11 protein-coding genes are annotated in these 11,608 nt (G+C 39.6%); 4 read left to right on the forward strand and 7 right to left on the reverse strand.

The window, feature by feature from the left end; all coding sequences use genetic code 11:
• The first annotated feature begins 11 nt into the window (after nt 1-11).
• Entirely contained in the window at nt 12-467 is a 456-nt protein-coding gene (locus tag NXS00_RS02830) for a peroxiredoxin (protein ID WP_258097598.1), read from the forward strand.
• A gap of 5 nt (nt 468-472) precedes the next feature.
• Here NXS00_RS02830 and NXS00_RS02835 read toward each other — a convergent pair whose 3' ends face one another.
• A complete protein-coding gene (locus NXS00_RS02835) occupies nt 473-1,198 on the reverse strand; it encodes a lysophospholipid acyltransferase family protein (protein ID WP_258097599.1) in 726 nt (241 codons plus the stop codon).
• A 199-nt stretch (nt 1,199-1,397) separates the two neighbouring features.
• Between NXS00_RS02835 and leuS the strand changes: the two genes are divergently transcribed.
• Entirely contained in the window at nt 1,398-4,169 is a 2,772-nt protein-coding gene (gene leuS / locus NXS00_RS02840) for a leucine--tRNA ligase (protein WP_258097600.1), read from the forward strand.
• 98 nt (nt 4,170-4,267) lie between these two features.
• On the opposite strand, the gene NXS00_RS02845 is transcribed toward leuS, so the two are convergent.
• Both NXS00_RS02845 and NXS00_RS02850 read right to left on the reverse strand, forming a co-directional pair.
• Nucleotides 4,268-5,020: a hypothetical protein gene (locus NXS00_RS02845; protein ID WP_258097601.1), complete on the reverse strand. Its 753-nt coding sequence runs from the start codon at nt 5,018-5,020 to the stop codon at nt 4,268-4,270.
• A gap of 131 nt (nt 5,021-5,151) precedes the next feature.
• Nucleotides 5,152-5,820: a GrpB family protein gene (locus tag NXS00_RS02850; protein WP_258097602.1), complete on the reverse strand. Its 669-nt coding sequence runs from the start codon at nt 5,818-5,820 to the stop codon at nt 5,152-5,154.
• Nucleotides 5,821-5,833: 13 nt separating this feature from the next.
• Here NXS00_RS02850 and NXS00_RS02855 point away from each other — a divergent pair, with 13 nt between their 5' ends.
• Together NXS00_RS02855 and bla are read left to right on the forward strand one after the other, a co-directional pair.
• On the forward strand, nt 5,834-6,325 hold the full coding sequence (locus NXS00_RS02855) for a GNAT family N-acetyltransferase (protein ID WP_258097603.1): 492 nt from the start codon (nt 5,834-5,836) through the stop codon (nt 6,323-6,325).
• A gap of 26 nt (nt 6,326-6,351) precedes the next feature.
• Nucleotides 6,352-7,089, forward strand: coding sequence for a subclass B1 metallo-beta-lactamase (gene bla, locus NXS00_RS02860; RefSeq protein WP_258097604.1), 738 nt, complete (start codon nt 6,352-6,354; stop codon nt 7,087-7,089).
• A gap of 15 nt (nt 7,090-7,104) precedes the next feature.
• On the opposite strand, the gene NXS00_RS02865 is transcribed toward bla, so the two are convergent.
• Genes NXS00_RS02865 through NXS00_RS02880 form a run of 4 tightly spaced genes read right to left on the reverse strand, consistent with a single transcriptional unit; the run spans nt 7,105 to nt 11,241 of the window.
• Nucleotides 7,105-7,662: a hypothetical protein gene (locus tag NXS00_RS02865; protein ID WP_258097605.1), complete on the reverse strand. Its 558-nt coding sequence runs from the start codon at nt 7,660-7,662 to the stop codon at nt 7,105-7,107.
• Nucleotides 7,663-7,673: 11 nt separating this feature from the next.
• Complete coding sequence (locus NXS00_RS02870; RefSeq protein WP_258097606.1) at nt 7,674-8,978, reverse strand: outer membrane protein assembly factor BamB family protein; 1,305 nt, start codon at nt 8,976-8,978, stop codon at nt 7,674-7,676.
• Nucleotides 8,979-8,991: 13 nt separating this feature from the next.
• Nucleotides 8,992-10,329, reverse strand: a complete 1,338-nt coding sequence (locus NXS00_RS02875; protein ID WP_258097607.1) for a lipase family protein — start codon at nt 10,327-10,329, stop codon at nt 8,992-8,994.
• A 12-nt stretch (nt 10,330-10,341) separates the two neighbouring features.
• Nucleotides 10,342-11,241: a hypothetical protein gene (locus tag NXS00_RS02880; RefSeq protein WP_258097608.1), complete on the reverse strand. Its 900-nt coding sequence runs from the start codon at nt 11,239-11,241 to the stop codon at nt 10,342-10,344.
• Between the last annotated feature and the right edge of the window lie 367 nt (nt 11,242-11,608).

Below are 11,608 nucleotides of genomic sequence, written 5' to 3' on the forward strand. Positions count from 1 at the left end.
TTAACTTGTATATGGGCAAAACACTTCAAAAGGGCGATCTAATCCCCGACGTTTCCCTGAAAGATCAGGACGGCAACTTGATAGATCTACCCTCACTCACAGGAGAGAAAGCACTAGTAGTTTACTTCTACCCAAAAGACGACACCCCTGGCTGTACAGCTGAGGCTTGTGGATTCAGAGATAAATACGAAGAATTCATGGAAATGGGTGCAGACATTGTCGGAATTTCTTCTGACACGGTAGGATCACACAAAAAATTTGCAGACAAATACGATCTGAATTTCACATTGCTTAGTGATTGCTATGGCAATGCGGAGAAAGCATTTGGGGTTCCGAGAAACCTGTTAGGATTACTTCCTAGTAGAGTAACTTATGTGTTTGATAAGGATGGCAGATTGGTTTATAGCTTCAATTCTACTACCAAGGCAGTTAAACACGTGGAAGAGGCAATGGATGCCTTGAAATAAATCCCTTATTTAAGAGACTTTGTTCGATTGGACAGCACTGCAACTTCATCATGTGCTGTCTGTATCAACTCACCTACTACCAATGAATTAGCTTCAACAGGCTTGCCTACATTGACTTCAATGGTAATTCTTTTAAGCGAGTTTATCTTCCAGTGACCATCTGGCTCCGAAATACCCACAGGAAGCACGTGAACGTCCGCTTGTCTAGCCAGCATGAAAGGCCCTTTCTTGAATTCAGCAAGGTAGCCGTCTTTGCTTCGAGTACCTTCAGGAAACATAATCACACTTTTCCCTTTTTGAATCAATTTGGCCGCACGCTGTAAACTAGCTATGGATTTAGCTCTATTGGATCGATCAATAAAAATCATTCCAGTGGCCATCATGTACCATCCCAAAAACGGAATCTTCTTCAACTCCTTTTTCGCAACAAAGTACAAATTGATGGTTACCGCCCTAAACAAGACAGGGATATCCAGATAAGATTGATGATTACTAACCAGCACATAAGGCTGTGCTGGATCAATATTTTCCAGCCCCTTTACCACCAGTTTAATTCCACACGACCATAAAACAAATGGCGCCCACATGGTTCTGGCCATCGTTACGGAATGTTTTGGGTTCCAGGTGAACAACAAAACCACCAGTGATGAACTGATCATCAATATACTCCAAACAACAACAGAAAGAGCTCTGAATAGTGCAACCAAACCAATAGTATTAAATGAAGTCACGAAACTAAGGCTACTTTATCAAGACACAAAATCAATTTGAACTACCCCATCTCCAAAGGGTGTCCAATTGATCACATAAGATCAACGAGCATATTCCATGATAAAATGTCCAAACACCTGACTAATTCCTGACCAATTACCACTGCTTTTTAAGGGCATCTTATAACTTTGCCACCCTTATAAAACTGTAAATAGATCAATGGCAGAATACAAACACCTGGAGGTAGAGAAGAAATGGCAAAAGTTCTGGGAAGAAAACCAGACTTACAAGGTCAGCAATGACACCTCTAAACCAAAGTATTATGTATTGGACATGTTCCCTTATCCATCTGGAGCGGGACTTCATGTTGGTCACCCACTTGGTTACATCGCATCGGATATCGTTTCTAGATTCAAACGATTGAAGGGATTCAATGTCCTTCACCCGATGGGATTCGATTCATTTGGATTGCCTGCAGAGCAATATGCTATCCAAACTGGCCAGCACCCTGCCATTACTACAGAAACCAACATCGCTCGATACAAAGAGCAATTGACCAATCTTGGATTCAGCTACGACTGGTCCAGAGAAGTAAGAACTTCTGATCCTTCTTATTATAAATGGACCCAGTGGATCTTTAAGCAGTTGTTCAACAGTTGGTACAACAATGATGCTAACAAAGCTGAACACATTGATACCTTGATAGCCACTTTCGCTAAAGAAGGTAATGCAACTGTCAATGCAGTTTGTGATGAAGATACTCCTGCATTCTCTGCAGAGGACTGGAATAGCTGGTCTGAAGAGGCTCAGCAAAAGATGTTGTTGAAATATCGCCTGACCTTCATCGCAGAGACTACTGTGAACTGGTGCCCAGCATTGGGTACGGTATTGTCCAATGACGAGGTGAAAGACGGATTCTCTGAGCGTGGTGGTCACCCGGTGATCAAGAAAACCATGCCACAGTGGAGCATGCGTATTACGGCTTATGCAGATCGTTTGTCTGAAGATTTGGACAAAGTAGATTGGCCAGAGCCAATCAAAGACATGCAGCGCAACTGGATTGGCAAATCCTTTGGTGCTGAGGTGGATTTCCAACTGGAGAATCATGACAAGAAAATCACCGTATTCACCACTCGAATTGATACGATTTATGGGGTGACTTTCATGGTATTGGCTCCAGAAGCTGATATCGTTAAAGAAATCACTACACCTGAGCAAAAAACTGAAGTAGAAGCTTATGTGGAAGTAGCGAAGAACAGATCGGAACGTGAGCGTATGAGCGACGTGAAGACTGTGTCTGGTGTATTTACTGGAAGCTATGTATTGAATCCATTCTCCGGTGAGAAAGTACCTGTTTACATCGCTGATTATGTATTGGCAGGTTATGGAACTGGTGCAGTTATGGCCGTACCTAGTGGTGACCAAAGAGATTTTGACTTTGCGAAGCATTTTGACTTACCTATCGTTCAGGTAATCGATGCTCAGAAAATAACAGAGACCGAAGCTGACCCAACCAAAGAAGGTAAAATGGTCAATTCGGGCATATTGGATGGTTTAGCTCCTTTGGAGGCAATCCAAAAAGCAAACGAATACATTGTAGAAAAGGGCTTAGGAACTCCTAAGGTCAATTATAGAATGCGTGATGCGATCTTCGGTCGTCAACGCTACTGGGGAGAGCCGATTCCTGTGTACTTCAAAAATGGTGTTCCTTATTTGCTAGAAGATGAGCAATTGCCATTGCAGCTTCCAGAAGTAGACAAATATTTACCAACTGAAGATGGTGAGCCTCCTCTAGGTCGTGCAGAAGATTGGAAAACTGCTGATGGTGCTCCTTACGAGCTAACTACTATGCCTGGTTGGGCTGGATCGAGCTGGTACTTCTTCCGCTACATGGATCCAAACAACGATGGAGAGTTTGCCTCTAAAAAAGCTTTGGATTATTGGCAGCAAGTAGACTTCTACCTGGGTGGTAGCGAGCACGCTACAGGTCACCTACTCTACTCACGTTTCTGGACCAAGTTCTTGTTTGACCTTGGCTTCATTAAAGTAGACGAGTACGCTAAGAAATTGGTGAATCAGGGAATGATCCAGGGAAGATCCAACATGGCTTACCGAGTGAAAAACGAAAACAAGTATATTTCATTCGGGCTAAGAAAAGACTTTGATTGCTATCCTGTACACGTAGATGTAAACATTGTGAAAGACGATATGATGGACGTGGAAGCATTCAAGAAATTCAGACCAGACAGTGCAGATGCTGAATTTGTACTAGAAGATGGAAAGTTCGTTTGCGGCTGGGAAGTGGAGAAAATGTCCAAGTCCAAGTACAACGTAGTGAATCCGGATGATCTGGTAGAGAAATACGGTGCGGATACCTTGAGAATGTACGAAATGTTCCTTGGACCAATCGAGCAGAGTAAGCCATGGAATACGAACGGTATCGAAGGAGTTTACAAGTTCTTGCGCAAGTTCTGGGGCTTGTTCCACGACAAGTCAGACAACTTCGATGTAAGCGACGAGAAGGCTTCCAAAGATGAAATGAAAGTACTTCATGGTTTGATCAAGAAGATTGAGGAAGATGTAGAACGACTTTCTTTGAATACTTCGGTTAGTAACTTCATGATTGCAGTGAATGAGCTTCAGTCGCTAAAATGTAACAAGAAAGAAGTATTAGTACCAATGACGATAGCCTTGGCACCTTATGCTCCTCACCTGGCTGAAGAACTGTGGCATGCATTAGGCAATGACGGCACCGTTTGTGATGCTACCTTCCCTACTTTCGATGCAAGTTATCTAGTGGAAGACACCATCGAGTATCCGGTAATGGTGAATGGCAAAATGCGTGCAAAAGTGCAGTTAAGTGCTGACCTGAATCCAAAAGAGATTGAAGAGCAGGCTTTGGCTCACGAAAACGTACAAAAATGGATGGAAGGCAAGACACCTAAAAAGGTGATTGTGGTTCCTAAGAAAATTGTCAACGTGGTGGTTTAGAGTAACCACAGAAAGCACAGAGTAAAACAGAGCGTCATGCCTGCCCAAGCAGGCATCATATAAAATACGAAACCACTTCTCAGACGAGGAGTGTTTTTTTATGGTTGATAGCCAGGAGGATAAATGGTCCAATAATCTTCCATATTGGGGTTTTCAATATACCATTGATCACTTCCATATTTGAATTGATCACCTTCTACCCGACAATTGAAATCTATCATGTTATCAAATAGTGCATAATAAACACGAGGAAGTTCACCTGAGTGTAAGAAGTTTAAATGCAATCCTTCGATTGTAGACGAAAACATTCCGTAAGGCACAAATCGATATCCATCAAATTCATCCTCCACCAAATCACGCAATTTGACAAATGTCTCTTTGAATTCCAGTTCTGGAGAAACCATCATTCGATGTGTATTCAAAAAATGGCCTTTTCTTCCCTCCAATATAGAAGACTCAGTAAATAAGTCAGTTTGATCAACTCCAAACAAGGTATAGAATGGCCCAAGTAAACTGACAGCCATGTGTATTTTCTTTGTGAAAATGCGGTCTTTATATGCTTCTTCTTCTAGAATGACATCCGCACTAAATGATGGGAGTTGACCGTAAGTGGAACTTTTAACAGTCAACTCAAGCTCTTGCTGCCATTTCGAAATCCTGTCTTTCCACCTACTTTTATAATTCTCTGGCTGGTGAATATTTTCAACGATGATTTTCTCTTTCTCCTTCCGTCCTTTAAAAGACTCTTCCAAACTTTCAGAAATACCAATTGGATAATACTTTTTGATCGCGTCATAAATAGGCCAAAAGTCATATCGATCCGTGCGAAAAGAGAAATTATGATTAGTCATCAATGGTATGGTTGTTATTATCCTATCTTAAAATAGCACAAATCGTTCAAGCAATCAATTTATTCGTCATGCCTGTGTAGGCAGGTATCGTATAAAACAACAAACTACCCCTAAGATGAAGAGTGTTTTCTTTATTTGTCCCCTTCAATCAAATCAAAGGTCATCTGGATAAACTCACCTTTTGCAATCCGGTAACCTGAGCGGTCATTTGTATATTTTTTAGCCAAATCAAGTTTTAACTGTTCATATTGTTTTGCCCGCTCGGGATGAGCTTTTAGATAATCCCTAAAATTAATTTGCCGCAGCATTTCATGCCCTGTTGGACACATATGGACATGAAAAACCTGATCATGCGTGCCATCAAGACGATATCCTTTCACAAAAATCATATAGTCAGCTCCACTACCCTGCTGCCTGAAGTAATGATAGCCTAGTTGCTGCATCCCTTCAATTAGTGCTTCACTAAATAAGTCTTCTTCTTTAATCTCAATTGAAATATCAATGTAGTCCTTAGACTTGATATTTGGAATAGACGTGCTACCAACATGCTCTAAAGCAATAAGATGATTTCCAATTTTATTTTGTATTGTTTTTGCTTCTGCTTTAAAGACCATTTTCCATCGACTATCATGATCAACCAACTCTATTGGGAATAAAGTGTCCCAATCCTTTTTTGTTAAATCATCAATCGTTTTTGGCATCAGAAATAGCTCATATAATGTTAATAAATCAAAAATAATGGCACTAGATGCTTTATCCAACCGTAAGAAATAATGAGTCGAATTATCTTTACTTTTCATTTCAAAATATACAATGACCACTATCACTCAAGCGAATCAACCTCAAGACTTTCAAACACTCGAACAACTCGCCTCAAAAATCTGGACAGAGCACTACACTCCTATCATTGGGATTGACCAGGTCAATTACATGCTAGACAAATTTCAATCAGCTGACGCAATGCAAAAGCAGGTTGCCGATGGTATGGAGTATTATCTATTAATTCATGATGAAAAAGCAGCTGGATACTTTGCAGTGGTAAAGAAGAAAGAATCACTTTTCCTAAGTAAGCTCTATGTGGCGAAGGAGTTTAGAGGCAATGGCATTGCCAAATTAGCCATGCAATTTATCCAACACAGGAAAGCTGCCCTAGCCTGTAATAGCATTTCTCTTACCGTCAATAAAGACAATTCAAACTCGATTGCAGCTTATGAAAAAATGGGGTTTAACAAAATAGAAGCAATCGTTCAGGATATTGGCAATGGGTATGTAATGGATGATTATATCATGGAAAAGAAAGGCTAACTTTCCTTGCATAATCCTAACCAACTATGAACAAACTCTTACCTCACCTATTGATCCTATGGATCATAGGTAGTTGCAGTGAATCCAAAGAAAATGAATTTTTAGCCTACAATACACCTAATCTTCAACTCAAACAACTATCGGAAAACACCTGGATTCATATCTCTTTTCTACAAACGAATGATTATGGCAAAGTTCCTTGTAATGGACTAGTCTACACTAATCACGGAGAAGGAATCGTATTCGACACACCGTCATCTGATAGTGCTTCTGTAGAACTACTGAATTTCTTTAAGGATAAAGGAATTACCATCAAGAAAGTCGTTCCTACTCACTTCCACTATGATTGTTTGGGAGGCCTGACTCCTTTTCACGATGAAAATATAGTATCAGAGTCAAGCATACAAACATTTGATTTAGCCGTATCTGCCGGTGATGTCCCTATTCCGAAACAAGTATTTGACAGAAATCAAACTTTCAAAGTTGGAACTGAAACAATAGAACTCACTCATTTTGGTCCAGGTCATACACTAGACAACATGGTGGCCTATATTCCTTCTGAAGAGATCCTGTTTGGAGGTTGCCTGGTCAAAACCATGAATGCTGGCAAAGGCAATCTTGCAGATGCTGATACACTTCAGTGGTCCAACACCATACAGAACATTCTCATTACTTACCCTAATTTAAAGACTGTTGTCCCTGGACATGGTAAAGAAGGTGGAATTGAATTATTAGAATACACAAAAGAGATGTTTCAACAATAAACGTGCATGAAGCATTTATAACTCAAAACCCAAGGTAAGATTTCCTTGACGGAAAGATTCATTTCCAAATTGAACACTATAAGGAATCAATCGAACTTTGACTTTATCAGATACTGCCCAATCTACAGCAACACCAGCTTCAATCCCGAATCTGAATTCACTTACGTAGGATGACTCTCTAGCTAAAGCATCTCCTCCTTTCAACCAATTAACCCAACTTCCAAAAGGTCCTGCAAAAGGTATTATGGATAATTTCTGAGCATTTACGATGTGATACCCAAACATAGGGGCAAAATGCAAAGTTGTACTCAATGATGGGCTAAACTGTTCATCAGCCCGACTGTTTAGAACACTTAATCCAACTTTTGGGGCAAATTCCAATCTTCCTGATTCACTTAATTCGATTGGCTTTTGAACCAACATTATAAATCCGGAAGCATCATCTACTGCACTTTCAGACAGAAAGGTTTCCGTATACCCTCCGCTTAGAATCACTTGTGCATGAGCAATAGCGACAGACAAACACATAATTACCAACACAGCTACAAATTGCAGGCCTCTAGTCAATTCCATAAATAATAAGATTAACGTTCTGCCTCAAAGCAGTAACAGTTTGAAAATGAACATGCTAAGATTTTACCTTTTTCTGAATCATCAGATGCAGGAATAGCGCGAATGCCTCCATATCTCTGGTAAATCTCTACTCCTTCAGGCAAAAAATCCCATAACATTTGACCTGTTTGAGTATCAAAAGCGTATAAATGACCCGTACTGAAATACATTACATCATTGAGAAAGTAAACCTGATCTGTTCCACCAACTGTCCTATTCTCCCAGTTGACCTCACCTGTTGACGCATTCAATGATACCACTAACAGGTCTCCAGCATCATTTACTCCATAGATATTTCCTTTATATTCAGCATATGCAAGGTGACCATCAAACGGACTTTCAAAAGGACTATACGTCCAAATGACATCTCCATTAGATCTATTGATTCCATGCATTTTTCCGTTTGCATTGACAACCACAACATCTCCAACTAACACTGGACGTTGACTGAACGGCATTGCTGAAGTATCTCCCAACTGAGTCTTTTCAAAATCCATTTTTCCAGTAGTGAGATTAATGGAGGACATGTAATGAATTTCTTTGTAATCTTCCAAATCAATGAACTCAATAAACGTAAGAAAGGCATGTACTTCACCGTCTATTTCATAAATCAATGGTTCGTTCATACTTCCATAGCTCCCATTATAGTTGGCAATTTTGCTAATAGGTGGAGAATAAATGGAATCATGAACAGTACTACCAATTTCTCCTTTTATTAGTGTCGGCACACTCTGATCTCCTTCAAATAAATCAAATGTAGTATAGTAATGTTCTCCTACTATCTGAACACCAAGTACTCCATAGTAACCATCTCGTACATCAGTCCAAAGAGTAGCTCCTGTGCTTAAATCCAATGCATAGAGATGCTCATCATATTGAAGAATCCAAAGACTATCCTTTTGATTGACTCCATACTCGCCATTATTAATATCATAAACTCGTTCTCCCGGAAGATCAAATTCTGACCAACTCCATTGCTCAGAACCATCATGGACATTTAGAGCCAACAGAATGTCATTTTCAGCATTATCAGTACCTCCTACAACTACTACATCTTTATAATACGCCGGACTAACGGCAGTTGTGACTGTTCCTTTACCGGTCACATCTTGTTGCCAAATTGGTGGTTTAGAAATTAAAACTCCTGCTTGATTGTATTGACCATTGGACGATTCTTTACCATCATCTTTACAGCCTATACCTGATAATAAAACAAACATGCAGCCCAAAAAGGCCACATGTTTATTCCATAATGGGACTAAGAACTTAAATGTCATGCCCTATTTATTTTTATCTAGTTGATGTTGTGAAATAACCGCCGTATTGACCAGCAAAAGCTCTTCTTAATGTAAGGTTCGTATTTGGATGTACGCCCATTTCCAGGTGATTCACTCCCCCTATTCTAACAGTAGTTCCTCCCCAACTTGATTTCTCTCCTTTCTGAGAGCCACTTTTAATGAAACCATCGCTTGGAGTGTTTACCCATCTGGTTCGAGTTACTTCCACCCAAACCCAATAACAATCATCACAATCAATTCTTTCAGTCATTGATGCTGCCATCAAACAAGGCTCTTCTTCAATAGGTGCAACCTGAAGTGGTCCTGGCAACCCATTGTTACAAACATACTGCTGTTCTAGAGTAGTATATTGCTCAGTATATCTTGAGTCAATTAACTCGTTCCAGGCGATTTCCCAACCTCTATTCAGGTAATCATATCCTGCATTCCAAGCTTCCTTTTCTCTACGTTTTCTATCTCGACATGAATCCCAGCAAAATGGAGTCCACCCTGTACTTATTCCATCAGCGGTACTTTTGTATGAGTTAGCCACAGTATTGTAAGCCGTTAGTAAAAGGTTAGCAAAATTATCATCTAGCGTAATACTTGATACGAACATACGAGCATGAACAGGACTATCCTCATCTCCCCAAACTTTAATTTTAGGTTTAGAATTGGAGAAACTTTTAACAGAGTTCATATACGTACTATTTTCAGCCAAATCCTTAATCGACTGACTATTTGGATTAAAATTAGTTGTGATTGCTTCTTCAAACCCTTCAGTGAGATCTTCTGTCACATCCAATATGGCAGCACTTGCAAAGGTTCGGATTACAACACTCATACCTCCACCTGCAATCGCATCAGTAATTCCATCATTGAAAATCTGCCATTTACTACGAGTAGAACTGGCAATTGGCCCTCTTCTTAGGTTATCAACACTTTGAGTGATGAAACGAGTAACACCAGTACCATTGATCGTTTCATTTGCAAGTCGTGCTCCATCTAGTGGAGTTCCAAAAGTGATGTATCCACCATGAAGATTAGGATAATCTCTGTCGGCTTCTCTTAGAGCAACTCCACCCATGCTATGCCCAATACCAATGGTATTAGTTCCTGCTACAGGCTGAGACCCATTCTTGATTCTATTCGCATAGGCTTGAACTCCATCCGTGGTTGTATACGTGAAGCCTGTAGAGTTAATTTTGTAGTCTCTTTCAGCTCTAGCATACTCCGTATTCCAGAAATCAGCATTATCCTGGAAACCATGCGTCCAAAAAACATTTCTATCTTGAGCACTTGTCACAACTACCATCACCAGTGCCATGGTCATTAATAAGAGATTTTTCATGGTTTTAATTGATTATAGGTCTAGTGAGGTTTCAATTTTAAATTCCGAATAGAATATATCTGAATGCTCTGTGAAATAGATATCATAGGCTTCAGAATATTGAACATTTCGATAATGACTTGAAGCTTGATATATAACTCCATCATCATTTTTCGTGTAAAAATTGTGTTCAATATCCTTTAGTTTTCCCGAAGAGGTATAGCCTTCTGTACGATACACTACACCATACTCTGGCAAAATGTATGTTTCCTCTCTAACCACTTCCCCTTGGTCACCAGATCTTGCAGAAGATGACACTTCAACATCAAGATATCTAGTCAACTGAAACGCTTCATCTAGATCTTCAAATTTGGCAGCTCCCTTCTTCGCTATTTCAATAGCCTTTTGAGCAACTTCTGATGGCTTATAAAAAGACTTCACCGCAAACTCCGCTGCTAACTTAGCACTACCAAACTCCTCAGGAGAGATCCAGTATTGATCTTCATAGGCATCTTCAAAAATGACATTACCAGACTTATCAAAACCTTGAACAAGTCCATTGACATAAACAAATTTGGTCACTTTTGGCATGTCTGAAGGCAATTCCCAATCATCCGCAGGAAAGCCACTATTTGTTGGAAGGTATTCTACTTGCTTTCCAAAAGTCAGGTCTTCATATACTTCCAAGTAAACACGCTTTTTTTCAGATTTAGGCTCTTCTAAATAGGTCAAGCCAAACTCCACAGCTTGACCTTCAGCAAACTCTGCTTTTCGTTGAGTATTTTCAACAAAGCTCAATTTTAATATGGCAGGTTTACTGCTCAATGAGGAACTATAAAGCCCCTCACCTCTTTCTTCGAGTAGCACGTCATTCCTGCACGATGCAAGTAAACACACTACCATGGTTAGGCATGCGAATTTTATCGCTTTCATAAGTGATTTAATTTAGTTAGTAAATTTTCCATAGTGGTTCAGTGATGTGAGTTGATCGATCATTACAGCATATTCACAGAACTTTAGACTAATTTAATCTAAGAAATGAATTTACCAACCGTTGCATATATTATTTAATTTTCTTAACAATTACGTTATACATAAAAAACATATTTTCACATAACGTTTTAATATTTATATTTTATAACTCTTGTGTATATTCTAATAAAATAAAACTCGATACGCTTAGACTATATTGAAATGGTTACAGAACCATTAGATTTACATCACCATTCAAAGGCAATCGGTGCAAATGAAATTCACTCAGCTCAACAATTAGATAAACCAAAAAATGTCATTTAATGTC

The organism is Marinoscillum pacificum (genome assembly GCF_024714495.1).
GTDB lineage: Bacteria > Bacteroidota > Bacteroidia > Cytophagales > Cyclobacteriaceae > Marinoscillum > Marinoscillum pacificum.